This window comes from Azospirillum aestuarii (assembly GCF_016632405.1).
Classification (GTDB): domain Bacteria; phylum Pseudomonadota; class Alphaproteobacteria; order Azospirillales; family Azospirillaceae; genus Azospirillum; species Azospirillum aestuarii.
The window spans coordinates 689-27,469 of sequence record NZ_JAEPIV010000015.1 but is presented as its reverse complement, the minus strand read 5'-3'; the positions used below and the strand labels follow the sequence as shown (position 1 = coordinate 27,469).

Annotated in this window: 22 protein-coding genes and 1 pseudogene; 9 read left to right on the top strand and 14 right to left on the bottom strand. The window is 66.2% G+C overall.

Annotation, left to right across the window (positions count from 1 at the left end):
* Nucleotide 1: 1 nt before the first annotated feature.
* From JJL56_RS21835 to JJL56_RS21805, 7 genes and pseudogenes are all read right to left on the bottom strand, one after another.
* Nucleotides 2–3,127: an efflux RND transporter permease subunit gene (locus JJL56_RS21835; protein ID WP_200486246.1), complete on the bottom strand. Its 3,126-nt coding sequence runs from the start codon at nucleotides 3,125–3,127 to the stop codon at nucleotides 2–4.
* The gene (locus JJL56_RS21830) at nucleotides 3,124–4,275 is read right to left on the bottom strand and encodes an efflux RND transporter periplasmic adaptor subunit (RefSeq protein ID WP_200486245.1); all 1,152 of its coding nucleotides are present in this window, start codon (nucleotides 4,273–4,275) and stop codon (nucleotides 3,124–3,126) included. Before JJL56_RS21830 ends, JJL56_RS21835 begins: the two co-directional genes overlap by 4 nt.
* On the bottom strand, nucleotides 4,272–5,369 hold the full coding sequence (locus JJL56_RS21825) for an efflux RND transporter periplasmic adaptor subunit (RefSeq protein ID WP_200486244.1): 1,098 nt from the start codon (nucleotides 5,367–5,369) through the stop codon (nucleotides 4,272–4,274). The genes JJL56_RS21830 and JJL56_RS21825 overlap by 4 nt, the downstream gene beginning before the upstream one ends.
* Nucleotides 5,370–5,396: 27 nt before the next feature.
* Nucleotides 5,397–6,596 (bottom strand): acetate/propionate family kinase, encoded by a 1,200-nt coding sequence (locus JJL56_RS21820; protein WP_247891184.1) that lies wholly within the window; start codon nucleotides 6,594–6,596, stop codon nucleotides 5,397–5,399.
* Nucleotides 6,597–6,603: 7 nt separating this feature from the next.
* Nucleotides 6,604–7,533 (bottom strand): annotated as a pseudogene (locus JJL56_RS21815) (bifunctional enoyl-CoA hydratase/phosphate acetyltransferase); the annotation flags it as partial.
* Between the two features lie 42 nt (nucleotides 7,534–7,575).
* Nucleotides 7,576–8,052 carry a hypothetical protein gene (locus JJL56_RS21810; RefSeq protein WP_200486242.1) on the bottom strand — a complete coding sequence of 159 codons (477 nt, stop codon included), beginning with the start codon at nucleotides 8,050–8,052 and terminating at the stop codon, nucleotides 7,576–7,578.
* 62 nt (nucleotides 8,053–8,114) lie between these two features.
* Nucleotides 8,115–10,337 (bottom strand): DUF3141 domain-containing protein, encoded by a 2,223-nt coding sequence (locus JJL56_RS21805; RefSeq protein WP_247891183.1) that lies wholly within the window; start codon nucleotides 10,335–10,337, stop codon nucleotides 8,115–8,117.
* Between the two features lie 971 nt (nucleotides 10,338–11,308).
* Here JJL56_RS21805 and JJL56_RS21800 point away from each other — a divergent pair.
* Together JJL56_RS21800 and JJL56_RS21795 are read left to right on the top strand one after the other, a co-directional pair.
* A complete protein-coding gene (locus JJL56_RS21800; RefSeq protein WP_200486241.1) occupies nucleotides 11,309–11,710 on the top strand; it encodes a Rap1a/Tai family immunity protein in 402 nt (133 codons plus the stop codon).
* A 71-nt stretch (nucleotides 11,711–11,781) separates the two neighbouring features.
* On the top strand, nucleotides 11,782–12,066 hold the full coding sequence (locus tag JJL56_RS21795; protein ID WP_200486240.1) for a glycine zipper family protein: 285 nt from the start codon (nucleotides 11,782–11,784) through the stop codon (nucleotides 12,064–12,066).
* Between the two features lie 160 nt (nucleotides 12,067–12,226).
* Here the strand turns inward: JJL56_RS21795 and JJL56_RS21790 are convergent, their stop codons facing one another.
* Together JJL56_RS21790 and JJL56_RS21785 are read right to left on the bottom strand one after the other, a co-directional pair.
* Nucleotides 12,227–12,727 carry a hypothetical protein gene (locus tag JJL56_RS21790; RefSeq protein ID WP_200486239.1) on the bottom strand — a complete coding sequence of 167 codons (501 nt, stop codon included), beginning with the start codon at nucleotides 12,725–12,727 and terminating at the stop codon, nucleotides 12,227–12,229.
* A 275-nt stretch (nucleotides 12,728–13,002) separates the two neighbouring features.
* Complete coding sequence (locus tag JJL56_RS21785) at nucleotides 13,003–13,851, bottom strand: DUF2092 domain-containing protein (protein WP_200486238.1); 849 nt, start codon at nucleotides 13,849–13,851, stop codon at nucleotides 13,003–13,005.
* Nucleotides 13,852–14,496: 645 nt separating this feature from the next.
* Between JJL56_RS21785 and JJL56_RS21780 the strand changes: the two genes are divergently transcribed.
* The 3 genes from JJL56_RS21780 to JJL56_RS21770 all read left to right on the top strand — a co-directional run bounded on the left by JJL56_RS21780 (nucleotide 14,497) and on the right by JJL56_RS21770 (nucleotide 18,584).
* Nucleotides 14,497–15,120, top strand: a complete 624-nt coding sequence (locus JJL56_RS21780) for a hypothetical protein (RefSeq protein WP_200486237.1) — start codon at nucleotides 14,497–14,499, stop codon at nucleotides 15,118–15,120.
* Nucleotides 15,121–15,240: 120 nt separating this feature from the next.
* Complete coding sequence (locus JJL56_RS21775) at nucleotides 15,241–17,154, top strand: esterase/lipase family protein (RefSeq protein ID WP_200486236.1); 1,914 nt, start codon at nucleotides 15,241–15,243, stop codon at nucleotides 17,152–17,154.
* Complete coding sequence (locus tag JJL56_RS21770; RefSeq protein WP_200486235.1) at nucleotides 17,154–18,584, top strand: hypothetical protein; 1,431 nt, start codon at nucleotides 17,154–17,156, stop codon at nucleotides 18,582–18,584. Before JJL56_RS21775 ends, JJL56_RS21770 begins: the two co-directional genes overlap by 1 nt.
* A gap of 20 nt (nucleotides 18,585–18,604) precedes the next feature.
* Here the strand turns inward: JJL56_RS21770 and ppk2 are convergent, their stop codons facing one another.
* Both ppk2 and JJL56_RS21760 read right to left on the bottom strand, forming a co-directional pair.
* The gene (gene ppk2 / locus JJL56_RS21765) at nucleotides 18,605–19,435 is read right to left on the bottom strand and encodes a polyphosphate kinase 2 (protein WP_200486234.1); all 831 of its coding nucleotides are present in this window, start codon (nucleotides 19,433–19,435) and stop codon (nucleotides 18,605–18,607) included.
* Nucleotides 19,436–19,535: 100 nt separating this feature from the next.
* Nucleotides 19,536–19,787 carry a hypothetical protein gene (locus JJL56_RS21760; protein WP_200486233.1) on the bottom strand — a complete coding sequence of 84 codons (252 nt, stop codon included), beginning with the start codon at nucleotides 19,785–19,787 and terminating at the stop codon, nucleotides 19,536–19,538.
* A 494-nt stretch (nucleotides 19,788–20,281) separates the two neighbouring features.
* Between JJL56_RS21760 and JJL56_RS21755 the strand changes: the two genes are divergently transcribed.
* The 3 genes from JJL56_RS21755 to JJL56_RS21745 all read left to right on the top strand — a co-directional run bounded on the left by JJL56_RS21755 (nucleotide 20,282) and on the right by JJL56_RS21745 (nucleotide 23,242).
* Nucleotides 20,282–22,171 carry a tetratricopeptide repeat protein gene (locus JJL56_RS21755; protein ID WP_200486232.1) on the top strand — a complete coding sequence of 630 codons (1,890 nt, stop codon included), beginning with the start codon at nucleotides 20,282–20,284 and terminating at the stop codon, nucleotides 22,169–22,171.
* Between the two features lie 131 nt (nucleotides 22,172–22,302).
* Nucleotides 22,303–22,710: an EF-hand domain-containing protein gene (locus JJL56_RS21750; RefSeq protein WP_200486231.1), complete on the top strand. Its 408-nt coding sequence runs from the start codon at nucleotides 22,303–22,305 to the stop codon at nucleotides 22,708–22,710.
* 91 nt (nucleotides 22,711–22,801) lie between these two features.
* Nucleotides 22,802–23,242, top strand: coding sequence for a hypothetical protein (locus tag JJL56_RS21745; RefSeq protein WP_200486342.1), 441 nt, complete (start codon nucleotides 22,802–22,804; stop codon nucleotides 23,240–23,242).
* A gap of 24 nt (nucleotides 23,243–23,266) precedes the next feature.
* On the opposite strand, the gene JJL56_RS21740 is transcribed toward JJL56_RS21745, so the two are convergent.
* The 3 genes from JJL56_RS21740 to JJL56_RS21730 form a co-directional block, all read right to left on the bottom strand.
* The gene (locus JJL56_RS21740) at nucleotides 23,267–24,559 is read right to left on the bottom strand and encodes a DEAD/DEAH box helicase (protein WP_247890293.1); all 1,293 of its coding nucleotides are present in this window, start codon (nucleotides 24,557–24,559) and stop codon (nucleotides 23,267–23,269) included.
* Between the two features lie 423 nt (nucleotides 24,560–24,982).
* Nucleotides 24,983–25,357, bottom strand: a complete 375-nt coding sequence (locus tag JJL56_RS21735) for a DUF6481 family protein (protein WP_247891182.1) — start codon at nucleotides 25,355–25,357, stop codon at nucleotides 24,983–24,985.
* 180 nt (nucleotides 25,358–25,537) lie between these two features.
* Complete coding sequence (locus JJL56_RS21730) at nucleotides 25,538–25,747, bottom strand: cold-shock protein (RefSeq protein ID WP_149222407.1); 210 nt, start codon at nucleotides 25,745–25,747, stop codon at nucleotides 25,538–25,540.
* Nucleotides 25,748–26,182: 435 nt separating this feature from the next.
* Between JJL56_RS21730 and JJL56_RS21725 the strand changes: the two genes are divergently transcribed.
* The gene (locus JJL56_RS21725) at nucleotides 26,183–26,620 is read left to right on the top strand and encodes a hypothetical protein (protein WP_200486230.1); all 438 of its coding nucleotides are present in this window, start codon (nucleotides 26,183–26,185) and stop codon (nucleotides 26,618–26,620) included.
* The last annotated feature ends 161 nt before the right edge of the window (nucleotides 26,621–26,781 follow it).

Below are 26,781 nucleotides of genomic sequence, written 5' to 3'. Positions count from 1 at the left end.
GTCACACACCGCTCGTCACGCCCTTGGTCGGCGCCGGCCCCGGCGGGTGCATGGCCTCGTCGTACCGCGGCTTGGCGCGTTCCTCCGCCGCCGGTTCCCGGATACGGAACCAGGCGACGTAGAGCGCCGGCAGGAAGAGCAGCGTCAGCAGAGTCGCCACGATCAGGCCGCCGATGATCGCGTAGGCCATGGGCCCCCAGAAGACCTCGGGCGCGATGGGGATCATGCCCAGGCTGGCCGCCGCCGCCGTCAGCAGGATCGGCCGCACGCGGTGCATGGTGGCGTTGATGACGGCATCCCAGGGATGCTCCCCGGCCTCCAGATGCTCGTCGATCTGGGCGATCATGATGACCGAGTTGCGGACGATCATGCCGATCAGCGCGACCACGCCCAGAATGGCGACGAAGCCCAGCGGCGTGCCCGTCGGCAGCAGCGCCGCGACGACGCCGATCAGGCCGAGCGGCGCCACGCTGATGACCAGGAACAGCTTCTGGAAGCTTTGAAGCTGGATCATGAGGATGGTCAGCATGACGAAGATCATGATCGGGAAGACGGCGGTGATCGAGGCCATGCCCTTGGCGCTGTTCTCCACCGTGCCGCCCGCTTCGATGGAATAGCCGGGCGGCAGGCTGCGCCGCAGCTCGTCCACCGCCGGGGCCAGCTGCTGCACCACCGTCGCGGCCTGCAGCGGGGGAACCAGATCGGCCTGGACGGTGATGGTCGGCAGGCGCGTCCGCCGCCAGACCACCGGCTGCTCCAGGTCGTAGCGCATGGTCGCGACCTCGCCCAGCGGCACGGTGCGGCCGTCCGGAATGGCGATCTGGAGGTTGCGGAGCGTCTCGATGGAGCTGCGCTCCGCGTTGGTCGCCTGGGCGACCACGTCGATCAGGTAGATGTCGTCGCGCACCTGCGTGAAGGCCGCGCCCGACACCGTGGCGTTCAGCGCTTGGTTGAGCGACTTGGAGCTGATCCCCAGCAGGCGGGCCTTGTCCTGGTCCACGTCGACCCGCACCACCTTCGACGGCTCGTTCCAGTCGTAGTTGACCAGCAGCGTGTAGGGGTTGGTGCCGATGGTGTCGGCCATCCGTGCGGCGATGGCCCGCACCTCGCCCACATCGGGTCCGGAGACGCGGTACTGGATCGGCCAGCCGACCGGCGGCCCCATCTCCAGCGGGCTGACCCGCGTGTTCAGATCGGAGAAGTTCTCGTTCAGCACCTTCTCCAGCCGGGCGCGAACGTCCTCGCGGACCTTGTAGCCCTTGGTCACCACCACGGCCTGCGCGAAGTAGTCGTTGGCCAGCTGCACGTCGAGCGGCAGGTAGAAGCGCACCGCGCCCTGGCCGATGTAGAAGCTCCAGCGCTCGACGTCGGGATCAGCCGCCAGCACCTTCTCGAAGCGATCCACCACCTCCTCGGTCGCCCGGATCGAGGCCGTCTGCGGCAGGGTCAGATTGACCAGCAGTTCCGGGCGGTCGGAGGCGGGGAAGAATTGCTGCTGGACGAAGCGCAGGCCGAAGACCGACAGGCCGAACAGCAGCAGCGTGGCGACGATCACCAGATAGCGCGCCCGCATGGCCAGGCGCAGGCTGCCCCGGAACATCCGCATCAGGCGCCCCGGTTCGCCGCCATGCTTCGATTTCATGGTCTTGGGCAGCACGTTCACCCCGATGAGGGGCGCGAACAGGACCGCCACGATCCAGGAGAACAGCAGCGCCATCGCCACCACGGCGAACAGCGTGAAGCAGTATTCCGCCGCACCGCCCTGGGCGAAGCCGATGGGAATGAAGCCGGCCACGGTGATCAGCGTGCCGGTCAGCATGGGAAAGGCCGTGGAGGTGTAGGCGAAGGTCGCCGCCTTATCCAGGCTGAAGCCCTCCTCCAGCTTGGTGATCATCATCTCCACGGTGATCATGGCGTCGTCCACCAGCAGGCCGAGCGCGATGATCAGCGCGCCCAGGGAGATGCGCTGGAGCGTGATGTCAAAGAACTCCATGCCGATGAAGGTCATGCCCAGCACCAGCGGGATGGAGGTCGCCACCACCAGCCCGGCGCGCAGGCCCAGGCTGATGAAGCTGACCACCAGGACGATCACGACCGCTTCCTTCAGCGCCTTGGTGAAACCGGCGACCGATTCCTCCACCACCACCGACTGGTTGGCGACGAGGTGGACGCCGATGCCCACCGGCAGGTTCGCCTCGACCTGCCGCATCCGCTCGCGGATGCCCTCGCCGAACGTCAGCACGTTGCCGCCGGCCGCCATGGAGATGATCATCCCGATGGCCGGCTGCCCGTTGTAGCGGAACAGCGGCGACGGCGGGTCGGCGTAGCCGCGCCGGATGTCCGCCAGGTCGGCCAGCCGGTAGAATTTGTCGTTGGCGCGCAGGCTGATGGCGCGCAGGCTGTCCTCCGACGTGAAGGCGCCGCTGACCCGGACCGAGATCTTCTCGTCGCCCGCCTGCACCACGCCGGCCGGGGCCACGGCGTTCTGCGCCTGAAGCTCGGCGATGACCTGCTCGCGGTCGATCCCCATCGCGGCCAGCTTGCGCGTCGAGAAGTCGAGATAGATCCGCTCGTTCTGGACGCCGACGAACTGGATCTTGCCGACGTCCGGCACGCGCATGAGATCGGCCCGCGCGGTCTCCGCGTAGTCCTTCAACTCGCGGTAGCTGAAGCCGTCGGCGGTGAAGGCGAAGACCGTGCCGAAGGTGTCGCCGAACTCGTCGTTGAAGGCCGGCCCCTGCACGCCCTGCGGCAGGGTGGCCTTCATGTCGGCGATCTTCTTGCGGACCTGATACCACAGGTCGGGCACCGCCTCGGCCGGCGTGTAATCCTTCAGGTTGACGTAGACGACCGAGATGCCGGGCTTGGTGTAGCTCTTGACGTAGTCGAGATAGGGGATCTCCTCCAGTTTCTTCTCGATCGGGTCGGTCACCAGCTTCATGGTGTCCTCGATGGTGGCGCCGGGCCAGTTGGCCTGTACCACCATGGTCTTGATCGTGAAGGCCGGGTCCTCCTCGCGGCCGAGGCGCATGTAGGCCATGCCTCCCGCCACCGTCAGCGAGATGATCAGGTACCAGACGAAGGAACGGTGGCGCAGAGCCCACTCGGAGAGATTGAAGCCGGTCATGGTGCAGCCGCCGTTTCTATTTTCTGGTTGTACCGGACCCGCTGGCCGTCGCTCAGGCTGTGCACCCCGGCGGTGACCACGATGTCGCCGCGGGTCAGCCCCTCGGTGACGATGACCGGGCCATCGGTGTCCCTGGCGCCGTCCCTGGGTCTGATCACGACCGGCTGGCGCCGGACGATCTGGGCTTTCGGATCGACGACCCAGACGAAGCTCCGCCCCGCCTCCTCGAACAGCGCCGTTCCCGGCAGCTCGACCACCGGGGCGGGTGGCTGCTTCAGGCGGCCGACGACGGTCGCGCCGAGGCGCAGGGCGTCGGGCGGGTTGTCCAGCGCGATCCGGACGGTGTGGGTCCGGGTGACGGGATCGGCCTGGGGCGAGATCTCGCGGACGCGGCCCACCGCCGCGATGTCCGGTGCGCCGGCCAGCGAGACCTCGATCACCGGGTCCTTCGGCGCCGCCCGGATGCCGGTTTCGGCGACGTTGAAGACGGCTTCGCGCTCCTCCGGCTGGGCGACGCGCACCACCATCTGGCCGGCTTCGACCACCTGTCCGGGCTCGGCCCCGATGGTGGTCACCACGCCGTCCCGATCCGCCCGCAGTTCCGTGTAGCCGACCCGGTCGCGGGCCGATTGCAGCGCCGCCTGCGTCGCGACGACCTTGGCGTCGGCGGTGCGCATCGCCAGCAGCGCCGCGTCGTACTGCGCCTGGGGGGCGTTGCCGTTGGCCAGCAGTTCCCGCTTGCGGGACTCCTCGTTGCGCGCCTGCACCTGATCGGCCTGCGCGGAGGCGAGGTTCGCCTCGGCGGTCCGCAGCGCGTTGCGCTGGTCCTGGTCGTCCAGCCGCGCCAGCACGTCGCCGGCTTTGACCAGACTGCCCACATCGACCTTGCGCTCGACCAGCTTTCCGGCGATGCGGAAGCCAAGGTCGGCGTCGGCCCGCGCCTCAATGGTTCCGGTGGCGGAGCCGCCCATCCGGAAGGTCACCGGCTCCACGGTGATGGTCCGCACCGGGCGGATCACCGGCGCCGCGTCGGCGTGATGGCCGCCCTGCGGCTGACAGGCCGCCAGCACCGGGGCCAGGGCCAGCAGCGCGATGAGAAGCGGGTTCGTGGTTGGGGGCCGCGTGGTTGGTCGCGCGATGCGGGTCATACGCCGCTCCCCTGCTTGATGGTGACCTTCTGGTCCGGCCGCAGCTTCTGAATGCCGCCGACCACCACCAGATCGCCGTTGTCGAGGCCGCTGGAGACGGTGACCGTGCCTGTGTCGTATTGCAGGACGGAGACGGGGCGCAGGCTCACCGTGTCGGCCGGCCGCGCCACGACCCACACCGCCGGCTGTCCATTCTCCGTCTGGAACAGCGCCGAGGACGGCAGATTGACCACCGGCCGCGCCGGCAGCTTGGCCCGCCCGACGACGGAGGAGCCCAGCAGGAAGGCGTCGGGGGCGTTGGGCAGGGAAACCTTCACGGTGTAGGTCCGGGTCACCGGATCGACCCCCGGAGACACCTCGCGGATCGTTCCCTCGGTGACGGTCTTCGCATCGTTGACGAGCCGCACCTCCACCGTCGGCAGGCCCTCCCGTCCTTCCAGCCGGATGCTGGCGCCCGGCACCTGGAAGACCGCTTCCCGCTCTCCCGGATCGGCCAGCCGCAGCACCGTCTGGCCGACGGCGACCACCTGGCCGGGCTCCGCCATCTTCGCCGTGATGACCCCGTCGCGGTCGGCGCGCAGTTCGGTGTAGGACAGCGTGTCGCGGGCCGAGCCCAGCTGTGCCTCGGCGGAGTTCAGCTCGGCCTGCGCCTGCTGGTAGCGCTTCTGGGCGTTGTCGTACTGGACCCTGGTGGTGAAGCCGTTGGCGAGCAGGGAGCGCTGGCGCTCCTCCTGCGTCCGGCTCTGCTCGACCGCGGCCTGCGCCGCCGCCACGTCGGATTCGGCGGACCGCAAGGCGTTGGTCTGGTCCTGGTTGTCCAGCCGCGCCAGCAGTTGGCCGGACGTGACCGTCTGCCCGACGTCCACCAGTCGCTCGACCACTTTGCCGCCGACGCGGAAGCCGAGGTTGCTCTCGTGGCGGGCCTGGATCTCACCGGTCAGCGCGGCGGTGCGGTCGAACTGGCTCACCTGCACCGGCAGCGCGCGGATCAGCGTCGCCTCGGCCGGTGGCGGCACCGGCTGCTCGCAGCCGAGAAGCAGGAGGCCGGCGAAAATTGCCGATCTGGATGACCCGAACCCAGTTGACCAGGACATGGCGCCTCTCTCCTTCCCAGGACCGTGTCACGCGGAGCGGTGGCGGCGGAGGATTTTGCGGGTGTGGAGCGCGATCATCCGTTCCTCGTCGGTCGGGATGACGCAGCCCTTGACCCGGCTGTCCGGCGTCGTGATGCACAGCGCGTTCGCGGCGTTGGCCGCCTCGTCGAGGTCGAAACCGAGCCAGCGCGCCCGCTCCGCGATGGCCTTGCGGATGGCCGGCGCCCGTTCGCCGATGCCGGCCGTGAACACGAGCCCGTCGATGCCCCCCATGGCGGCGGCCAGCGACCCGATGGCGAGGCTCGCCCGGTAGGCGAAGCACTCCAGCGCGAGCCTGGCGCGCGGATCGGTGCTGGCCAGCAGGTCACGGACGTCGTTGCTGATGCCGGACAACCCCTTCAGACCGCAGTCGTGGTAAAGCAGCCGTTCGATGGCGCGGGCGTCCATGCCCTTGTCCATCAGATACAGGACCACGCCGGGGTCCAGCTGCCCTGGCCGCGTCCCCATCGGCAGCCCGTCCAGCGCGGTGAATCCCATCGTGCTGTCCACGCTGCGCCCGTCCCGGATGGCGCACATGCTGGCCCCGCTGCCGAGATGCGCGACGACGACCCGCCCGCCGGCGATCTCGGGAGCGAGGTCCGGCAGGCGCCCGGCGATGTATTCGTAGCTCAGGCCGTGAAAGCCGTAGCGCCGCACGCCTTCCTGGTAGAGGGCGTCAGGGATGGCGTAGCGGTCGGCCAGTTCGGAATGGTGCCGGTGAAAGGCCGTGTCGAAGCAGGCCACCTGAAGCACGTCCGGCAAGAGTTTCCGGATCGTCCGGATCGGCGCCAGATTGTTCGGCTGGTGGAGCGGGGCGAGCGGGACATAGGTTTCCAGCGTCCCGATCACCGCGTCGTCCACCGCCACATGGGTGTCGTAGGCCGGTCCGCCGTGAACCACCCGATGCCCGACCGCCACCGGCATGGCACCGCCCAGCCGCTCCCGCAGCCACGCGCCGAGAAAGGCCAGCGCGCCGGGAACCCCGTCACCGGACTCCGCCGGCAAGGGGACGCCGCCGTCCTGGCTGCCGTCCTGAACGACCAGCCGGGGCGTCGTGCCGATCCCCTCGATCCGGCCGCGCAGGCGCACCGGCAGCGTCCCGTCCGCCGCATCGAACAGCTGGAACTTGATGCTGGAGGAACCGGCGTTGATGACCAGGATCGTCTCGGTCATGATCGTCTCGGTCATGGCGACCTCACCCCTTCACCGGCTGCTCGACCCGTTGCCGGTGCGCGTACAGCGCCGCCACGGCGCAGGAGGCCATGCGCGTCATGACGCTGTCGGCCCGGCTGGTTAGCACGATGGGCACCCGCGCGCCCAGCACGATGCCGGCGGCATCGGCGTTCGCCAGGAAGGTCAGGTTCTTGGCGAGCATGTTGCCCGCCTCCAGATCCGGCACGACGAGAATGTCGGCCTGCCCGGCGACCGGGGACTCGATACCCTTGATCCTCACCGCTTCGGGGCTGATGGCGTTGTCGAGCGCCAGCGGCCCGTCCAGCAGGCCGCCGGTGATCTGCCCACGGTCGGCCATCTTGCACAGCGCGCCGGCCTCCACGGTGGAGGGGATTTTCGGGTTGATGGTCTCGACCGCCGACAGGATCGCCACCTTCGGCTGGGGATTCCCCAGCGCCCGCGCCAGATCGATGGCGTTCTGGATGATGTCGCGCTTGTCCTCGAGGGTCGGCGCGATGTTCACCGCGGCGTCGGTGATGAACAGCGGCTTCCCGTAGGTCGGCACGTCCATGATGAAGATGTGGCTGATCCGCCGTTCCGTCCGCAGCCCGCTGTCCTTCCTGGCCACCTCGCGCAACAGTTCATCCGTGTGCAGGCTTCCCTTCATGATAAGCTGGGCACGCCCCTGGCGCACAAGTTCCACCGCCGTGGCGGCGGCGGCGTGGCTGTGTGGCACGTCCACGATCTCGTACGGGGCAATGTCGAGCCCGGACTCGTCCGCCACCGCCCGGATGCGCGCGGCTGGGCCGATCAGGATCGGGGTGATGAAGCCCTGACGGGCCGCATCGACGGCGCCGCCCAGGGACGAGGCGTCGCAGGGGTGCACCACCGCTGTGGGGACGGGGGAGATGTCGCGGCAGGCGGCGACCAGCCGTTCGTACTTCTCATGACGGCGCGTGGGAGGTGGTTGGCTGTCGGCCATGACGCGCCCTCCTCACCAGCGCAGATAGAGCCCGACGTCCCCCGGCATTCCGCCGGGATAGTCCAGGATCTGAGCCCGCAGCTTGTAGCCCTTCGTCCTCAGATTCTTGTCGAAGACCTCGTAGGCTTCGCGGGCGTAGCCGGTCAGGGAATTCGGCCAGTCCGGCTCGAAGTTGTTGATCGCCCGGCCACCGTCGGTGCAGTAGCTGCTCGGGAAGCGCGCCACCTGGATCTCCTTGATGCCGCGCGAGGCGGCGTCGCGCACCGCGCGCGTGAACCGCTCCTTGGCATCGGGGCGGATGTGCTGGTTCATGAAGGCGTCGCGGACGGTGTCCTGTTCCTTCATGTGCTTCTTTTCCCGCTCCAGGGCTTCCTGGAGCAGCGCCATCTCATGCTCCTCGGTGAGCTTTCGGAGTTCGTCGGGCGTGATCAGGTCGTCACCGATGTTGGGGACGGCCTTGGCCGCCTTGGTCTGATCGACGTTGCTCATGACGGGTTCCCCTTTGTTTCTTGTCAGCTGTTTCCTGTCAGCCTCGTGCGACGACAGCGGATTCACTTGACCTTTGCGGTGCGCATCGGCGCCTGCTGCGTCTCCATCCTGCTGAGGTCGGAGGCGGCTTTGCCCAGCGGCGATCCGCCGGCTCCGGGCATCACGCGCAGAGGCGGCTCGCGCTCGGCCTCGATCCGCTGCTCCTTGTTCTGCAGAAGGGCGTCCACCTGCCGCAGGCGGGCGCGCTGTTCGGGAGTCAGCGGTCCGGAGGCCTCCAGAACCCGTTCCGCCAGCGCCATCACCTCCTTGCGCTCCTTCTCGCCGGGCAGGAGCTTGGGCAGCGCGCTCATCGCCGCGGCTTCGTCCATCAGCATCAGGAAGACCTGGTCGCGGAAGACCGCGCGGACGACGTCCACGGACAGGTGCTGGGTGGCGGGGTGTTCCTCACGGATTTTCCGCAGCATCTGGAAGGCGCGCTCGTCGAGGGCGCCTTCGCCGCGCCGCGCGTGAATCAGGACGCGGAACAGCGCCTCCCGCACCCCGCCCTCCTCCACACGGGCCATGATTTCGGCCATCCGCTTCTCGAACAGGGCTTCGAACGCCTCGTCGCGGACGTGCGGCGGCCGCGCTTCCTCGCCCGGCGCGGCCAGACCGACCAGAGCCTGAAGGATCGGAGCGTTGTAGAGGCCCATGAACAGGCGCTCGACGGCGCCGTCCCGCGCGTCCCGCCAGCGGTCGAGCCCCTGCACGATCTCGTCCGAAACGCGGTTCTGCGCGCTCAGGTACGGGTTGTCCAGGCTCACCGGGCGGCGGTGCTCGCGCACCCAGTCGGCCATGGGTCCGACCGGCGCCATGAAGGGGTTAAGGTGCGAGAACAGGTAATACTGGCTGCGCGCCGGGTTCATCATCCGCAGCCATTCGGCGAAGGGCTCGGTAACGGTGGCCTGGATGGAGGGCCGCGCGAAGGTGGCGTACAGGCCCTTGTTGATGTCCGAGATGCGGGCCACCGCGGCGAAGCGACGGTCGTCCTCCGGCGTGTTGCCGCCGAGCCCGCGGATGTCGTCGAGCGTGCGCGGCTCGAACCGCGTCACGTAGCCGCCCGCGACCAGATCGGCGCCGGGAACGTTCGGGTCCTTCGGCTGAAGGATCATCTCGTAAAGACCGGGCGGCAGCAGGTCGATGAAGTCGATGTTCTCGACGAACTCCGACGTTTCCTTGCGGGCGACGCGGCCGGACACGAAGATGCCCAGATGCCCGATGTCGTGATGGAGGTTGTAGACGATGGTCTGCTCGTGGGCCCGGATGTCCTCGACGTCGCTGTAGAGATCGAGTATCCAGCCCAGCGCCTGTTGCGGCGGCGTGATGTTGTCGCCGAAGGACGCGAAGACCAGGATGGGCGAGCGGATGTTCCGCAAGTCCAGCCGGCGCCCGTTCCGAACGATGCCGCCGCTGGTCATCTTGTTGCCGACGAACAGCTCGTCGGTGATGGCCTCGATCTCCTCCCCGTTCAGCAGGAAGAAGCCGCTCCACCACTTTTCGAACTCAAGGTACCTGTCCGCTTCCGTGTCGATGGAGGCGTACAGGTTGTACGCCTTCTTCCAATAGGTGTTGGCCGGGTCGAGCTTCTCGAAGTTGCCGACCAGATGCGCCCCGTCGAAGCGGCCGTTGCCGAGATCGCTGGCCAGGGCGGCGAGCCAGGCCCCCCCATACAGCCCGCCGAGGTAGCGCAGCGGGTTCCGCCCCTTCACGCCGGCCCAGTAGGACAGCGGGGAGCCCGCGATGATGATCGGTCCCATCAGGTCGGGCCGCACCGCGCTCAGCGCCATCACCGCCCAGCCGGCCTGGCAATTGCCGATGACGCACGGTTTGCCGCCCGCATTGTCGTGCAGTTTTCCGACATGCTCGATGAAGAAGGCCTCGGCCTCCCCTACGTCGGCGAGGGTCTGGCCCGGCTCCGGTTCAGGATGGAAGCCGATGAAGTAGCAGGGGTGGCCGGCGCGCAGAGCCGTGCCGATCTGGCTGTCCGGCTTGAAGCCGCCGATGCCCGGCCCGTGACCGGCGCGCGGATCGACGATCACGAACGGACGCTTGGCCGGGTCGGTGCCGACGGCGGGGTCCGGCAGGATGCGAAGCAGCATGTAGTTGCACGGCCGCTTCAGCTTCCGCCCTTCCATCACGACCTCGTACGGGAAGGACAGGACGGGCGGCTTTCCTTTATCGGCGTGCTCCATGAACTGGTCGCCGCGGCGCCGCAGAACATCCAGGAACAGGACCCAACGCTGCATGGCATCGACGCCGTAGTCGACGGCGTCCTGGAACGGGTTGGGAAGGTTGAACGGGTTGGGAAAAGTCGGCGTTGGCCAACCATCCGCGCCTTTCCCGGCCGCCGTCTCTCCAACGGGCTTCGTCCCAGCCGGTTTTGCAGCGGCTCCACCCCCTGCGGGTTCGATGAAGGGGCCGAGAAAGGAGCCAAGGGAGGGGAATGCCGCAGTCCAGGCGGAAAGCCAAGGCATCAGAGGCTGTTGTCCAGTCGGGGGGCGTTCCCGCCGAGTCTTCATCACATGTCCTCTCTGGCTGTACGCTCTTGGATCGGCTGTGCGTTTGCAGTGCTGACCGGCCTCTTTGCATGCGCGAAGGTGTCGCATCGCCGGAGGCGCCGAAACGCCCCATCGCAAGAGCCCTATCGCAAACGCCAAGTGGCTGAGGCCTTGGCTTAGACGCAGAAAAACCCTGCACCAGACCACCCGCCGCGTTGAAGCATGCAACTGTTGGCCTTGTTACCGTATCAAGCCACGCCCCCTTGCTGGCTCATGCCCCAAATGGGGTGGCGGCGCCGTCGTCCGGCACAGATCCCGGTTTCGGATTTTCCGTGAATGAAATTCAATTTTGAAAAGAGTCAATGAAAGCTCAATCGAATTGATTTATTTTAAAATATCTGATGCATTTCTTTTCTTTATGAGATAAGGCATCCCACGAAAGGCATCAATTCTGACTATTCATTGGCATTTTGGACAGAAGACAGACTTCTTCACATGATCGATACGGTGGGCGTTACCGTAGCATGACTGCGTTTTGGCTTGGAGGAATGCTACCTTCCAAAGCACAGTGTTTTGCAAGTTAAATTGCCCCCCCGACCTCTGCACACTGTCCATCCAATCGGCTGTCCATCGATTTCGTATCGGGCCAGCCGGTTCGTCAGGGGGAGTCGTCTCCTCGTCCATGAAAAGCCGTCCATGAAAGGCGCTGGGAGCAAACCATGAAACACCGAACCAAGGTCGCTCTGGCCGTTGCCCTATCGGCGACGGTGATCACCGCTGCGAACGCGCAGATGGGACCGACCGCCACGGAAACCAATTTTCAGGTCCGGACCACGGGCGACCTCGTGCGGCTGTGCGAAGCCACGCCAAACGACCCGACCGGCATTGCGGCTCTCCATTTCTGCCACGGCTTCGCCGTCGGCGCCTATCAATACCATCAGGTCGTGGCGGCCGCCGAAGGCAAGCGCCAGCTGGTGTGTGCGCCCACTCCACCGCCGTCGCGCAACGACGCCGTTTCCGCTTTCATCGCCTGGGCAAAGCAAAATCCCAGGTTGATGGACACGCCGCCGGTGGATGGGCTGTTCCGCTTCCTGTCCCAGCGCTATCCCTGCGGCGCCTGATCCCGCCGGCATCCGATTCTCCGATGCGGTCCACGGCCTTTGATCAAGGGCCAACCAGGATGGGAAAGACCATGAGACTCACACAGTTTTTCCGCGTCGCCGTCGTTGCGCTTCCCCTTGCGGCCTGCGCCGACATGTCGCCGACCCAGCAGCGCGCGCTCACCGGCACGACCGGAGGCGCCGCCGGCGGAGCGCTGATCGGCGCCATAGCCGGCAACGCCGGCATGGGTGCGGCCATCGGCGCGGGCGCCGGCCTGGCTGGCGGTCTGCTCTACGACTATCACAAGCGGACCGAGGCCTCGGCCTACCAGCGCGGCGTGCAGCAGGGGGCCACCCAGCGAAGCGGCACTCAGTGACCGTTCGGCGACCGATCGGCGGTCCCATCGACGAGACAGCACCAGGACGGAGCCACCCGCCCTGGTGCTGTCGCGAATGGTGCTGTCGCAAAAGGCCGTGAGAATGTGAACCGATCCGGCGGTCCGCGCGTGGCCCGCGCCATGATCACGCTCACGGCGGTCAGTAACCGGGCGGCGCAGTGACGGTGACGTAGGTGACGCTTCCATCCACATAGCTGCGGTTGTACCAGGTTCCGCCGCAGCCGTAGTAGCTGACGCCGCCGTACGGCACGACGGTGGGGGTGCAGGGAAGCACCGTCACGTAAGTGGGTCCCGCCGTGGCGGCGCCGGCGATGTAGCCGGCGGTCGCTCCAACCGCCGCACCCGCAAGAGCCCATCCCCAATCGTCGTCGTCATCGTCGTAGTGATGGCCGTCCCAGTCGTTGGCGATGTTCTGCGCCGCGTAGGCCCGCGACTCCGTGCGTTCGGTCTGGCCTTGCTGGCGGGCATCCGTGCGTTCGGTCTGGCCCTGCTGCCGCTGTCCCTGCCGTTCGGTCCGCTCCTGCTGGCCCGAAGTGCGCGTGTCGGCCCGGGATTCCGTGCGCGTCTGCTTCGTCTCGGCGCGCTGCGCGGAACGTTCCGTAGCGCCGGTCTGCCGGGACGCCGTCTGCGCGGAAGCCATCCGGTCGCTCGACCGCTGGGTGGCGCCGGCCTGACGAGCCCCCACTCCCGCCGTGGATCGTTGAGCCGTGGATCGTTGAGCGGAAAAACCGCCCCCCGCCGCCGGACCGGACCGGGAATACCCCCCTCCGCCAGCTCGGCCGCCGCCGCCGCCGCCGCGACCACCGCCGCGGGCATAGGCGTCCGCGACCGATCCGACCACCAGAAGCAGGGATGCGGCGATGGAAAAGGCAATCCGTGACGATGGCCGTGACGATGGCCGTGAAGACGGCGTGTTCATTTCGGCGCTCCTTCCGAACTGCCGGCCGCGGTCCGGCGGACACGGACCATCACCGGGATGCGTTCCGCGCCGTCCGGAGGGTGGAAGGCGAGTTGCGCCGGCTGGACGTCCGGGTTGAGGTTCCAATCGGAAAAGTCGGCCCGGTATTGCGGCTCGCCCTCGTCGGCCTTGTAGGTGATGGTGACCCGTTGCGGCAGAGGCGGGCCTTCGGTGGCGATCCAGATCTGGAAGTCGATATCCTCGGTCCGCCCCGCCAGGTGATCGGTCGGCACCGCCGTGAGCGTGTCCCGCTCGACATAGTCGAGCGCCTGAAGGCGTTGCTCCAACTCATCCGGCAGCGTGCTGACCAGCAACAGCGCCAGCGGCAACCGCACCCGAAGATCCTGGACCAGATAGCGCACGGCGTCGTCGATGGTGCCGGCCCGTTCGATCTGGCCATAGACGTTCTCGTCCGCGTTGAACACGGAAATCGCCTTGCCGTCGAACGTCACCAGCGACCGCCTCCCATCGCTTTCCTGCGCTTCGACCCGCAGACCGTCGGGACGGTTCAGGGTGACGGCGCGTCGCTCGCCGAACGTGATCTTCTCTCCCGTGTCCTGAACCACGTCGTAGCTGGCCCGGATGGTCACGGTGAAGCGCTGGGCCTGAGCGAGCGTGTCGGCCATGCGCTCCAGGACGGTCATCGCCTCGTCGTCGATCAGGGCGTCCTGCGGCTCGTTCTGTTCAACCGCTTGCGGCGACGTGTCGGGTGGCGGCGCTTCGGCCCCGAAGGCAGGCCCGACCAGGGCGAAAGCGCAGAGCATCGGGCACAGCGCCGACCGTATCAGCCACCTGGGTCCGTTCATCGACATCCCTCCTGCCCCGGATGCAGCGCCGGCGGCATCGGTGAAAGGCCTGGGAAAACGGCTTCTGTGATCCCTGGCGTGCTTTCACATGCTCCTGCGAGCCCGACTCCGGTGATCATTGAGCACCATGGAGCGGAGCCATTGAAAGTAGCGGCCACCGTCGATGCGGGCCGCTACGGTAACGCTGTCCCGCGTTGCCGGTGCGCCCGCGCGTAGGCTCGCCATGCGGAAGGGCGCAGGTGGCGGGGCACGTGACGGGGCGAGGCCCTGGTGGAAAGAAACACCGTTCGACCGCCGGCTCCCTCATAACCGGGGGTACTGATGGCGGTTGCCCGTGGTGAGGAACGGCGGAACACCATCATTGTGCCAAGTACGCTACCGTAACATTCATTACAGTAACCAAGATTGCCCAAGCCGTCCATGCTTCACACTCTTCGCCGTGCCGGGTGTGTTCTGAACACAAGGCCAAACGGCAGAGATCAGCGAAAGCCAGGCTACCGTAGAATACTCGTCAGCGTCGGCCTCTCGGGCTACAGAACTTGGCTGTGGGAAACAACACCCCACACCGGATGGCCCCAGACCCGCACTCCAACGTCGCGCCTCAATGGCGGCCGTGGGGCATGCCGGGCAAGACAGGAGGACAGCATGAAGCGTCGTGCAACCTTGCCAACGGTCACCGCCACCGCAGTGGGCATCCTCTGCGGCGCGCTCTTGGCGGCGGCTACCGTTCCGCATCCGGCGTCGGCGCAGAGCAGGCCCGTTCTGACGAACATCATTCCGGAAAGCGCCGCCGTCACGATCCACGCGAAGATCACGGCCATCGATGTGGGCAAGCGGAAGGTCACGCTGGCCGGTCGGTCGGGCACGCCGGTCACCGTCATGGCCGGGCCGGCGGTGCGCCTGGAAATGCTGAAGATGGGAGACACCGTCGATGCGCAGTTCTACCGCTCCGTGGCCTTCATGGTGTCCCAACCCGGCACCCCCGTGCCCGAGGATGAGGTCCAGCAGGCGGTCGCGCGCCCGGCCGAGGCGCCGGGCGGCATCGGCGTGCAGGTGACACGGCTCAGCGGGCTGGTCGTCGGCATCGACCTCAGTGCGAACAGCATCGACCTCGTCAATCCCAACGGCGGCGAAGTCTACACCGTCAATGTGACGGACCCCGCCCGCCAGGCGAAGCTCCCGTCGCTGAAGGTCGGCGACACGATCACCGCCGTCGTCAGCGAAGCCCTCGCGGTGTCGATCGAGCCGGCGCGCAAGAGTTGGTTCTGAACGGCGGCGGTCGCGAACGCATCCGAAGAGCATGGGCCGAAAGCACGGGCGGAGGGCATGGGAGTGTACGCAAGCCATGATGCCCGGCCGATGGCGACAGGTGGCGCAGGAGGCTGCGGGATGAGGCGGCCGCCCTTTCCGAAAGGCTTCGCCGTCGCGGCCCTGCTGGTCGGGACGCTTCTTGTCGGGGGCTGTGCGTCGGCGGTCAGCGTCGAGCGCGTGGACCACGGCACCGTCCACCGGCAACTCACGCACAATGTCCTGTCGGCGCACGCGCTCAGCGATCCGACCCACAACGTGCTGCGCCGATGGTCGTTGGCGGACCGATTCCTGACGCAGCCGGAGAACGCCATGGCCGACCTCCGCGCGGTGGTCGCGCAGGGGCATGGCGGCGCCGACGAGATCTTCGCCTTGGCCGAGATGTCGTTCCTGCACGCCGAGGAGCAGGGAGGACGGCCCTATTATCTGGCGTCCGCCCTCTACGCCTACGCTTTTCTCTTTCCGGGAGGAATGGACCAGCCGCCCAGCCCCTACGACCCGCGGTTCCGGCTGGCCACCGATCTGTACAACCGTAGCCTGACCTCCGGACTGGCGACGGAGGACAGAACCGGCATCGCCATTCGGGAGGCGCGCCACCCGCTCCCGTTCGGTGAATTGGATGTGGCCTTCGATCCTCGGGAACTGGTGTGGGGCGGGCGCCAGCTGACCAGTTTCTTTCCGGTCGCCGAGTTGCAGGTCCATGGCCTCGACGCCCGCTATCGCCAGCCTGGCATCGGCGCCCCCTTGGCGGCGGGGACCACGCAGGACACCCTCGCGAAGGGCTTCCAGGTCGCCCCGCGCGTCAAGACGCCCGTGACCGCGCTGCTGCGCATCCCCGATCCCCGGCGCCAGATCACGGGCGGGCAGGTGCGCGCGCAACTCGAACTCTATCCCTCGTCCGACACCGAAGCGGTGCTGATCGACCGTCAGCCCGTGCCGCTGGAGGTCGAGTACACCTCCACGCTGGCCTACATGCTGAACGGAATGCCGGTCTGGGAATTCGAGTTCGGCGGCTTCCTGCGCGGTGGCCTGCTGGACAAGATGCCGTCCCGCCTGGTCGCGCTGGAACCATACCGGTCCGGCCGCATCCCCGTCGTCTTCGTACACGGGACGGCATCGAGTCCGGTGCGCTGGGCCGAGATGCTGAACGATCTGAAGAGCGACCCGCGCATCCGCGACCGCTTCCAGTTCTGGTTCTTCAGCTACGAGACGGGCAATCCCGTTCCCTACTCCGCCCTGTTGCTGCGCGATGCGCTGCAAGAGGCGGTGGCCGCCCTGGACCCGTCCGGGCGGGAACCGGCTCTGCGCGAGATGGTCGTCATCGGGCACAGCCAGGGTGGCCTGCTGACCAAGATGGCGGCGGTGAACACCGGCGCCCGGCTGTGGAACGCGGCGTTCCGCAAGCCGCCCGACCAGCTTCAGCTCGACCGGGAGACGCGCGACCTGCTGACCCGCGCCCTGTTCGTGAAGCCGGTGCCGTCGGTCAAGCGCCTCGTCTTCATCGCCACGCCGCACGGCGGCAGCTACGTCGCCGGCAACCGGATCAGCCATCTGGTCGCAAGCCTCGTGCGGTTGCCGGGGCGCATCCTGAGAGTGACCTCGGAGATCGGCCAGCTGGACAGCGCCAGCACCACGCTCGCCGGGCAAACAGGGTTTGGCAGCGTCCACGCCATGACCCCCGGCAGCCTGCTGGTCCAGACCCTGGCGCACATACCCATCGCCGAGGGGGTCAAGGCGCACTCGATCATCGCGGTGCGCGGCGACGGACCCGTCGAAACCGGCGACGATGGCGTCGTGGAATACAAAAGCGCCCACATCGACGGGGTCGAATCCGAGTATGTCGTGCGTTCCGGGCACTCGACGCAGTCCGATCCGCACACCATCGAGGAGGTGCGCCGCATCCTTCTCCTCCATTGGGATGAATCCTGCACGAAACGCAATGAGTGTGGGCCGCCGGGCACTGGCGCCCCGCGCGTCGCGAGCCGGACCCGGTGATGGCGGCTCCCATGATGGCGGGTCTGGCGCGCGCCGTTTCCGCTCTCGTTCTGTCCGGAATCCTGCTGTGCTCCGCGTCTCTGCGGTCGGACGAGGCGCCATGGCTGCCCGTCTCGCAGGTCATGTCCGAGTTGGCCCGGAATCCGGATTTCGTGGAAGCCCTGTACCGGCGCCTGGGGCGCAATCCGAAGGCGGGCGGCATTCTGGGGCCGGATGAGATCAAGCGGCTGCGCGAGATGATCCTCGGCAAGGATTTCGAGGGTCTGGACCGGTTTCCCGGGCTGACCGTGCAGGGAATGGGCCGGTCCGTGCGACTTGCCGGAGCGATGCTGGACCGGTCCGGCGATGATGACCTCCCACCCGCCCCCGCAACGGTCGAGGCGGCTGTCGATGAGGAGCTGGGCATTCCCGCCGTCGGCACCCCTCCGGCACCGGATGCCTATCTGCGCCCGCTGGGTTTTGGGCTGGAAGCCGGCGACCGCGTCGATCCCGAGCTGGCCGAACGCCATGCCGATGGCCTGCGTTTGGCCCAGCTGCTCAACCGCCTCTCCCTGAATGCGCCGGACGGGGGGCGGCGTTACCGGATCATCCTCGACGGTCGGACGCTGGACACGCCCCACGCCCTGATGGACGCGCTGGCGCTGGACGGCCACGACGTGGAAGTCCGCGATTCGCGGTATTTCGCCAATTTCGGCGACCTTATCTATCATGGCCGCGATGTCCTGACGCCGTTCTGGATCGACACCCGGCTGCCGGTCCCCGGCACGGACCGGACCCTTCTGGTTCCGGTCAGCCATTCGCAGCACGAACTCGTCGTCCGTGGCCCTGTGGTCAACGCGGATCTGTCCTTCTATTTCGGAATCGACGGCCAGGCCGTGTTCCGCCCAAGCGTGACGCGCGATCAGGCCTGGGTCATGGGCAGGGTGGCGCACCGCTACCGTGGGGAGGAGGCGATGGAGGCGATCCGCCTCGCCGGCGTCATCGTGCGCGCCTATGACGCGATCAAGCAGCGCCATCCGGAGCTTCCGTTCGGCGGCTATTACGCGCTGGGCGTCTGCAACGACGTGAACGCGATGATCGAGCTGCACATGCGGGGCGAGACGACCCTGTTCCCGCTGACGCTCGATCCGCAATTCTTCACGGAAGAGAGGGAGGTCGGCCGGCTTGCCGAGAGCCTGCCGTTGGACAGCCGGTGGCGGGCAGCGGCGGACCCGCGACGCATACTGGGGTCCATCCCGGTGGAGGATATCTCCACGCTCCCCCTCCCATCTTTGAGGGAGGATCTGGAGAAGGTCCGCGCGGCGTTGATGAGCGGCCGTCCCTCACGGTCCGGTGCCGGCGACCTCGCCCTTCCGGGTGCCGTGGCGGCTGGAATCCTCGTCGCCGGTCTGTGGTCCATCCGTCTGTGGCTCGTTCGGCGGCGGCGCTGAACGCGGATGACCGTTCGGCTTCATCCCACAGGCCATTGCCGTTCCGGAATGACCTTCGACGGATAGTTGGGGTCCTTGTAGCCGTCCGGGTCCTGGCGCTTGGGCAGCTTCACGGCTTCCCTGGGCAGCTCTTCGTAGGGGATGCGGTCGAGCATGTGGCGGATGATGTTCAAGCGCGCCCGCTTCTTGTCGTCCGACCGCGCGACGAACCACGGCGCCCAGGAGGTGTCGGTCTGTGCGAACATGTCGTCGCGGGCCCGCGAATAGTCATACCAGCGGCCGTAGGACTTCAAATCCATCGGCGACAGCTTCCAGACCTTCCGCCCATCGTTGATCCGTGCTTCAAGACGACGCGTTTGCTCTTTCGGGCTGACTTCGAGCCAATATTTCAGCAGAATCACCCCGGACTCGATGATGGCCTTCTCCACGCTCGGGACGGCGTCGAGGAACCGCTTCGCCTGTTCCTCGGTGCAAAAGCCCATCACCCGCTCGACTCCGGCGCGGTTGTACCAGCTCCGGTCGAAGATGACGACTTCCCCGGCGGCTGGCAGATGCGGGATGTAGCGTTGAATGTACATTTGCGACTTTTCGCGCTCGGTTGGCGTTGGCAGGGCAATGACGCGGAACACGCGCGGGCTCACGCGCTCCGTGATGGCCTTGATGGTTCCGCCCTTGCCGGCGGTGTCGCGCCCTTCGAAGACGACACAGACCTTCATGCCTTTGTGAACAACCCATTGTTGCAGCTTCACCAGTTCGACATGAAGCTCCGCAAGCGAGCGTTCGTAGTCCCGCCGCTTGAGCTTTTGTTGCGCGCACTCCACGCGCTGCGTGGTCTTCAGTTTTTTTGCCATGCTCATCATCCTCGCGGACGGGTGTTCCGTGTGATCCGTAACGGGACTGGCGGTTCATTGGCAGACTCAGTGACCGGCAGGCGACCGGCTTGGCGAATGGTCATACACCATCGATCCGGTTCTGAAGTTCGAGCAGGATTTCCTGTTCGAGATCCGCGATAAGAGCGCGGCACGCGGCGGTGCGTTTCGAGCGTCGCCCGCTGTTCGACGCCTCCCATCCGCGCAAAATCTCGACGGCTTCTCCATAATCTTCACAGAGGCTGCGAAAGAAACGGTTGTCGGCGCTGTTTTGTTTGATCATCTCTTCCAAGTCCGGGAATCGCTCCACGACGTGCCGTAGCTTATCCGACATGGGCCAGTCTCCCCGGTCCTGGAAGAGCGCCGGGGTGCCTGACTTGCCCCAGACTTTGCCCCTTCGATAACCTGCACCGAATCGTCAGCCACCTTGAAGCGTGAAACTGTTGGCCTTGATACCGTAACAGGTGTTCAGAACGGCTTCGCGCGCTACACGAAAAGGTAAATTCTACGATTCCGAACGAAGTAATGTAGCCAGAACGTGGGCGTGAAGCGTCTATATCGTCGGTGAGTGTTCCAGCCGCCACTTCTTCGGACTAAACTGCCCTCCATCCTTGGATCGGCGCGATTGATTGCAATGATCATTGGCGCCAGTCACGCTTAAAAACCTTCTATGTACTGATATATTTATTTCCGATGCTGCGTCATGCGCCTCGCGATCATGACGTCCACAGCGTCAGGCGCTTGGCGGGCACAGGCCGCGCCGGCATGGACCGAATGTTGCTGCAACCGCTTGCGATATGGGGGGCGGCTGCGGAATGGACTCAACGGATGGAGGGCGTCGTGCTTCACACCTCCGGCGAACCGCAGACCACCGATGTGCCTGCGTCCGCCGTCACGGCGCCGCTCATCGACGCGGCGCTGGCGCGCGTGCTGGCCAGCCGCAGCCTGCGCGGGTCCGCCCGTGGCCGCCGCTTTCTGCAATTCGTTGTGCAGGAGGCTCTGGCCGGGCGCGCCAATCGCATCAAGGCCTACACCATCGCCATGGATGTGTTCGACCGTGACGCCAGCTTCGACCCGCTGCTCGATCCGGTGGTCCGCATTCAGGCTGGCCGTCTTCGCCGCGCCCTGGAGCACTATTATCTGACCGAAGGCGCCGCCGACCCCCTGCGCATCGCCATTCCCAAGGGTGGCTACGTTCCCCAATTCTCCGTCGTGCCGGTCGCGGCCGGGACCGACCTTCCAGTCAACGCCTCCGGCCCGGCATCGGCACCAACCCATGAAAAGTCGGCTCCTCACCGCGCGCGGCTGTTTCTTGGACGCCGCATCGACCATCCGCTCCGCTGGCTGGCCGTCGCGGCCATGGTCACTCTCCTGGCCGTGGTCGGTCTGGGGCTCTTCGCCGGGTGGCGCGGCATCGCTCCCGACCCGTCGAAGAACGCCCCGGAGCGCGCCGCGGCGCCGGACGCGCCACAACGGGCGATGCGCGGTCCGGCCCTGTTGGTTCTGCCGTTCACCAACGGCTCCGGCGATCCGGCTCTCGACCTCGTCGCCGACGGCATCACCGAGGATCTCGTCGCGGCGCTCGTCCGCTTCGATGATCTTCTGGTCTTCGGCGCCGACACCAGCTTCCGCTACCCTTCGGCGCCGGCCCTGCGCGAGGCCGTGCCGACCACCCGCGTCGACTACCTGCTGAAGGGCAGCGTCGCTCAAACCGGTGACTACATCCAAATCACGGCCACGCTGATCGCGGCGAAGGATCATCGCTACCTGTGGTCGGACAGTTTCCGACGCGCCGCCACGCCGGCGAGGCTGCTGGATCTGCGCCACGACATCGCCGTTCAGGTTGCCCGCACCCTGGCGCAATCGGACGGCGTGATCGAGCGCGAGGAGGCGCGGTTGAGCGGCCAGCATGCGCCACAGGATCTGTCGTCCTACGCCTGCCTTCTGCGAACCCGCCAGTACTGGCGCCAACTCAGCGTCGCTCTCCACGCCGAGGTGCGGGATTGCCTTGAACGGACAACCAGGAGCGACCCCGGCTATCCGGAAGCCTGGGCGGCGCTCGCCATGATCACCATCGACGAAGCCCGGCTCGGCTTCAACCCCAGTCCGGCGCGCCCCGACCCGATCGATCACGGATTGCAATTGGCCGAGCGCGCGGTGGCGCTGGCTCCGGACAGCGCGTTGTCCCTTCAGGCGCTCGGGCTTGCCTGGTGGTTGCGCCGTGAGCCGCAGCGCAGCATCGCCGCGTACGAGCAGGCGCTCGCGCTCAATCCGAACGACAGCGCGATCCTCGCCGACCTTGGGCGCTGCTACAGCTTGACCGGCGAGTGGGAGCGCGGAATTCCGCTGATCCGCGAGGCGTTCGCGCGCAACCCGGCGCAGCCGAGCTGGTACCGCATTGTGATCGCCACGTATCATTACGTGAACGGTCGCTATGACGACGCGCTCGAGGAGATGCGACGGGCCAATCTGGGGCGGGAGGTCATTCTTGGCCACGTCGCGCTGGCGATGATACAGGGCCAGACCGGGAACCGCGCCGAGGCGGCGAAAGCGGTTTCCGAGATCCTGCGGCTCGACCCGAACTTCCCGATCAAGGCGGTTTCCGAATTCGAGCGGCGCAACATCCACCCGGACATCATCGTCCGGATCGTGGATGGCTTGCGCAAGGCTGGGCTTGCCGTTCCGCCGTCGCAGACGGCCGGCGGCGAGTGGCTCTGAGCGCCGTGATGCAACGCGGCGTTACCGTAGCATTCCTGAAAGCGGCCGTACGCTACTTCTGAAGCGACGCCGGCTTGCGGCCCGATACCAGGGCGAAGCAGAGCATCCCGATCTGACAGGGGGGATCGGCCATGGCCGTGAAGGTGGAAATGGCGTTCACATTGATTGTGGCTCTGGCGGCGCTCCCGCACATTGTGTCGACCGCGGCGGCGGCTTCCGCGGAAAACGCACGCGACGCCAGGATCTTCGAACTTCTTGACGACGATCAGGATGGCAGTGTTTCAATGACAGAGTTCAAAAATAATCAAATGTTGGTGTTCTATATTCTGGATCACAACAAGGACCTTTCTTTAACCGCTGATGAAACCTTTCTACAGCCCGATGCATTCAAAAGTATATCCGGAACCGATGGCAAGATAGACACTCTTGAGTTTCTTGATATTGTTGATTCTGCTTTCAAGCAGGCCGACACCAATCACGACGGACTCCTCGATCGGCAGGAATTCGTCGCGCTGCTGAATCGTGTGCGGAACCGATGAATGAACTGATTGAGCCTCGCCCGGAAGAATGGACACCGGGTTATGCGGCCCGAAGCTCTGCCTGCTCTGGAGTGATGCAGCCGAGAGCCGAATGGATTGGCTGGCGATTGTAGTGGGCTTCGATGTCAGCGAACAGGTCGCGTCCGTGTCGGCTCCCGTTTCGGTGGCCGACGTTCCGGATTCCGCCGGACTGGCGGACGATCTGCAGGCCGCCTGGAACGCGCCGACGGTGACTCTCGAACTTCAGCACGGCATTCCGGGTGACGGGCGCCCACACGAGGGCGCCCTTGGCCGGCCCGCCCCGCACCCGATCAGGGAGTTGGAGGACGTGGGCGTAAAAGTACCGCACCACGCCGTGGATGCTGCGCCGCCGCTCGAAGATCTCGAAGACGAGTTGAAGGCCGTCGCGCGCCCGCTCGTCGGGATCCTGGACGATCTCCCCCGAGGGCCGGCGGATGAGGCCGCGCGGCATCGGAAAGCCGAAGTTCCCGCGCTCGGCCTTATTCCAATGCCCGTTCGGGACCGCACCTGATCTGGTCGTCTCGCTCGAACGCGTTTACCAGCGTCCGGCGCGGGCCTGTGGCCTGCCTTGGCCGCCGTCACGCTGCCATGGCCTCGCTCCGCCACGATTGCCGGCCGGGCGACCTGTCGGCCGTCCAGTGCCGCCGGAGAAGGAACGTTGGGGCTCCATACCGGAAATCGTATGGATCGCCAGCATCGCCCCGGTGAAGCGTTCGATGCGGGACAGCGCCTCACGGTCGGCGCGGGATGCGAAAGACACCGCGATGCCCGAGGCCCCGGCCCGGCCCGTGCGGCCGATGCGGTGGACATAATCCTCAGCCGAGCGCGGCAGGTCGAAATTGATGACATGGGTGATGTCGCGCACGTCGATGCCGCGTGCTGCAACGTCGGTCGCGACCAGCAGACGGACTTGGCCTGTGCGTAGCCGCTGAAGGGTGCGGTTGCGCTTGGATTGGTCCATGTCGCCGTGCAGGGCGGCGGCGGCGTGGCCGGCAGCGCTCAGTTCCTCGGCCAGTGCGTCGGCATCGCGTTTGGTCGCGGCGAAGATGATCGCCTTGCCGACCTCGTCCTGGCCGGCAAAGTGCATCAGCAGCCGACGCTTGTGGTCCATGTCGTCGGTATGGTGCAGGCGTTGTTCCACGTTGATCGCGGTCGCCTGGCTTTGCACAGCAACCCGCTCCGGGTTGCGCAGCAGCTTGCCGGCGAGCTGGCTCATACGGCGGTCCAGCGTGGCCGTGAACAGCAACGTCTGGCGGCCGGCTTTGCAGGCGTCGGCGATCCGCTCGACGTCATCGAGGAAGCCCATGTCCAGCATGCGGTCGGCCTCGTCGAGAATCAGCACCTCGACGGCGCCGAGGTCGATGCGCTGGCGTTCGATGTGGTCAATCAGGCGGCCAGGGGTCGCAACCACGACGTGCACCGGACGAGACAGCATGCGAAGCTGCTCACCGTACGGCATGCCGCCAACCACGTCGATGATGTTCATGCGCAGCGGCTTGGCGTATTTGCGCGCCGCCTGGGTGACCTGGCTGGCCAGTTCGCGCGTCGGGGCAAGCACGAGGATGCGCGGCGCGGCGACGGCGGGAGCGGGCAACTCGGCCACGCGGGTCAAGGCCGGCAGCATGAAGGCCGCGGTCTTGCCGGTACCGGTTTCGGCAGTGGCCAGGATGTCGCGGCCGGCCAACGCCGGAGGGATGGCCGCCGCCTGAACGGGCGTCGGCGTGGTGTAGCCATGCTCACCCAGAGCCTGGGCGATTTTGGAATGAATGCCGAGATCAGCGAAAGTCTGTTCGGAAACGATCTGTTCGGAAACGAAATCTTCGGACAAGGAGTGGGACCTTCCACAAGCATGACGGCGCAAAGCGGACCACACCCCCGGTTGGGGAACGGTCAAGCGCCGGCTATCTCGCCAGGAGGGGGTCGAAAGAGGGAGTTGCGACTTGCTGAGGAGCGCGGCAGGGTGCCACGCCAAGAAACCTACCGCGTCTCTCTCAAGAGACGGTTAAGCCTCCAGCGATCAATATCCATAGAATAAGGTATGATGCGGTAATATCAAGATTATTCGGCGATCAGGAGCAAAAACAGACGCTTGTCAGCCATGCTCAGGTTTTTCTGCATGGGCGTTAACGACTTGGAGCGGGATGATGGCAGACCCTTCATCATCTGGCTTCCATCTCCCGCCATCGAAATCGGAGCCGCTCAACGTTTGGGCTGAGCGGGTTTGGCGGTGCCGCCTGGACACCGCGGAACATCACCGATTTCTGGCCTTGCGGGCTGCGTATCGGGCGTCGCGGGCAGCCTTCGCCTCCGCTGCCATGGCCACTTGACGCGCGGCCTGCTCGGCGGCGTCCTGAGCCTCCTGCGCCTCGCGGGCGGCGCGCTTCGCCTGTTCCGCTTGCAGGGCTTCCTGCTCGGCGGCCTTGCGGGCTTCGCGGGCTGCGTTGCGCTCCGCCTCGCGAACCTCACGGGCGATACGCACGGCCCGCCGAGCTTCTTCCCGCTCCGCAAAGGTCAGATCGTTCACATTCGATTGCGCCTTGAACTTCTCGAGCAGGGCCTTTTTCGCGCCCGCCGCTGTGCTCAGACGCTCCGAAAGCCCGGCGTTCTTAAAACCGTTCATGTCCATCCATTTTCGTTTTTGGAAATGCTCGTGGCCCAGGCAGGCCGGCAGACAAGCCTAAGGATCGGTCTCGGTCGCCAAAGGCGGCGATGCTGCACCCGCCAAGGGGGGCGACAGCAGCCTTCCCGGCTCCCGGTACCAAAAAAGGGTGGCCGGAGCCACCCTTCTTTCCTGAACCCGCTGGGCTCAGAGTGCGCGCAGGTTCTCGGCGGCAACCTTGCCGCGGCGAGGGTCGCGAACCGCATCAAAGGACAGCTTCTGGCCCTCTCCGAGGTTGCTGATCCCGGCGCGCTCGACGGCGGAAATGTGGACGAACACGTCCGCCGTGCCGTCTTCGGGCTGGATGAAGCCGAAGCCCTTGGTCGAATTGAAAAACTTGACGGTTCCGATGGCCATGGGTCAGTTCCCTTCCTGGCGTTGCCCGCACAACATTGCGCAGGGCATCAATTTCACTTCGGGAAGAGACTCAAATCCTTGGACGGGATCGGAATAACAAAGCCCAGAGCAACGTCGACTAACCGAAAGTAAGGCATGGCCTGAGATATCACAAGCAGAAAATGCCCTTGGACGGCTGTGCATAATTTGATTGCCGCCCGATCGCCACAATGTGGGGCCGGTTTTGTGGTTTTTCTCCGTTGCCTGTGAAACGGCGCGCAGGCGGGGTCCCAATGGATCTCATACTTTCAGCAGCTTATTGTGCCGATCGGGGTCGCCCCCCCTGCCGATTCACACCACTTGTCACGGAACCGCGCTGTCCGCCTATCCGCTTTGCCCCGATTCCTTGATAATTGTAGAGATGCTCAGCGGTTCGCGTCATGCTACATTTCCGGGATGCCGATCCGCCGTGAAACCCGCTCGCTGTACCCGATCGACTGGCCACTGATCTCTAAGCACATCCGCTTCGAGGTTGCCGGCCCCCATGGTGCGGGACGGTGCTGGAGGTGCGGGCGCCCCCATGGGCACGAACTGCGGGTGCTCCCGGATGGGCGCTGGTTCGATGTGGACCTGCACACCTGGAGGGATGCCCGCGGCAAGGAAACGGCTTGGCCGGATATGGTCGAGGCCTGCCGGATGCGGAAGACCAGGGTGATCCTGGCGGCCTGCCACCGGGATCACGATCCGCCCAACGTGAAGCCGAAGAACCTCGCGGCGTGGTGCCAGCGATGCCACATCCTCAATGATCGGGAGCATCATCGCCGGCAGTTTCGGCTCACGATCCTGCTGCGGCGGGCAATGGGGGATCTGTTCGAGGGTGCGTATCGGCGGTAGTGATTCGGAACACTGGATCTGGCGTGCCGAAATCACGCGCTTCCGGAACAGGAGGGCTGCCGCACGCTAATACTACAGCCGGGATCATCTGTGTTGGCGGCTGTTGAGGTTGGCATTCTGTGAGAGGATGCCGAGCATGACGACGGTTGCCGACGCAGTGG

What these genes read in the sequence shown, in the direction of transcription:
- JJL56_RS21835 (WP_200486246.1), bottom strand. Translation starts at nt 3,127, where the DNA reads ATGACCGGCTTCAATCTCTCCGAGTGGGCTCTGCGCCACCGTTCCTTC.
- JJL56_RS21830 (WP_200486245.1), bottom strand. Translation starts at nt 4,275, where the DNA reads ATGACCCGCATCGCGCGACCAACCACGCGGCCCCCAACCACGAACCCG.
- JJL56_RS21825 (WP_200486244.1), bottom strand. Translation starts at nt 5,369, where the DNA reads ATGTCCTGGTCAACTGGGTTCGGGTCATCCAGATCGGCAATTTTCGCC.
- JJL56_RS21820 (WP_247891184.1), bottom strand. Translation starts at nt 6,596, where the DNA reads ATGACCGAGACGATCATGACCGAGACGATCCTGGTCATCAACGCCGGT.
- JJL56_RS21810 (WP_200486242.1), bottom strand. Translation starts at nt 8,052, where the DNA reads ATGAGCAACGTCGATCAGACCAAGGCGGCCAAGGCCGTCCCCAACATC.
- JJL56_RS21805 (WP_247891183.1), bottom strand. Translation starts at nt 10,337, where the DNA reads ATGCAGCGTTGGGTCCTGTTCCTGGATGTTCTGCGGCGCCGCGGCGAC.
- JJL56_RS21800 (WP_200486241.1), top strand. Translation starts at nt 11,309, where the DNA reads ATGAAACACCGAACCAAGGTCGCTCTGGCCGTTGCCCTATCGGCGACG.
- JJL56_RS21795 (WP_200486240.1), top strand. Translation starts at nt 11,782, where the DNA reads ATGAGACTCACACAGTTTTTCCGCGTCGCCGTCGTTGCGCTTCCCCTT.
- JJL56_RS21790 (WP_200486239.1), bottom strand. Translation starts at nt 12,727, where the DNA reads ATGGCTTCCGCGCAGACGGCGTCCCGGCAGACCGGCGCTACGGAACGT.
- JJL56_RS21785 (WP_200486238.1), bottom strand. Translation starts at nt 13,851, where the DNA reads ATGAACGGACCCAGGTGGCTGATACGGTCGGCGCTGTGCCCGATGCTC.
- JJL56_RS21780 (WP_200486237.1), top strand. Translation starts at nt 14,497, where the DNA reads ATGAAGCGTCGTGCAACCTTGCCAACGGTCACCGCCACCGCAGTGGGC.
- JJL56_RS21775 (WP_200486236.1), top strand. Translation starts at nt 15,241, where the DNA reads ATGAGGCGGCCGCCCTTTCCGAAAGGCTTCGCCGTCGCGGCCCTGCTG.
- JJL56_RS21770 (WP_200486235.1), top strand. Translation starts at nt 17,154, where the DNA reads ATGGCGGCTCCCATGATGGCGGGTCTGGCGCGCGCCGTTTCCGCTCTC.
- ppk2 (WP_200486234.1), bottom strand. Translation starts at nt 19,435, where the DNA reads ATGGCAAAAAAACTGAAGACCACGCAGCGCGTGGAGTGCGCGCAACAA.
- JJL56_RS21760 (WP_200486233.1), bottom strand. Translation starts at nt 19,787, where the DNA reads ATGTCGGATAAGCTACGGCACGTCGTGGAGCGATTCCCGGACTTGGAA.
- JJL56_RS21755 (WP_200486232.1), top strand. Translation starts at nt 20,282, where the DNA reads ATGGAGGGCGTCGTGCTTCACACCTCCGGCGAACCGCAGACCACCGAT.
- JJL56_RS21750 (WP_200486231.1), top strand. Translation starts at nt 22,303, where the DNA reads ATGGCCGTGAAGGTGGAAATGGCGTTCACATTGATTGTGGCTCTGGCG.
- JJL56_RS21745 (WP_200486342.1), top strand. Translation starts at nt 22,802, where the DNA reads ATGGATTGGCTGGCGATTGTAGTGGGCTTCGATGTCAGCGAACAGGTC.
- JJL56_RS21735 (WP_247891182.1), bottom strand. Translation starts at nt 25,357, where the DNA reads ATGGACATGAACGGTTTTAAGAACGCCGGGCTTTCGGAGCGTCTGAGC.
- JJL56_RS21730 (WP_149222407.1), bottom strand. Translation starts at nt 25,747, where the DNA reads ATGGCCATCGGAACCGTCAAGTTTTTCAATTCGACCAAGGGCTTCGGC.
- JJL56_RS21725 (WP_200486230.1), top strand. Translation starts at nt 26,183, where the DNA reads ATGCCGATCCGCCGTGAAACCCGCTCGCTGTACCCGATCGACTGGCCA.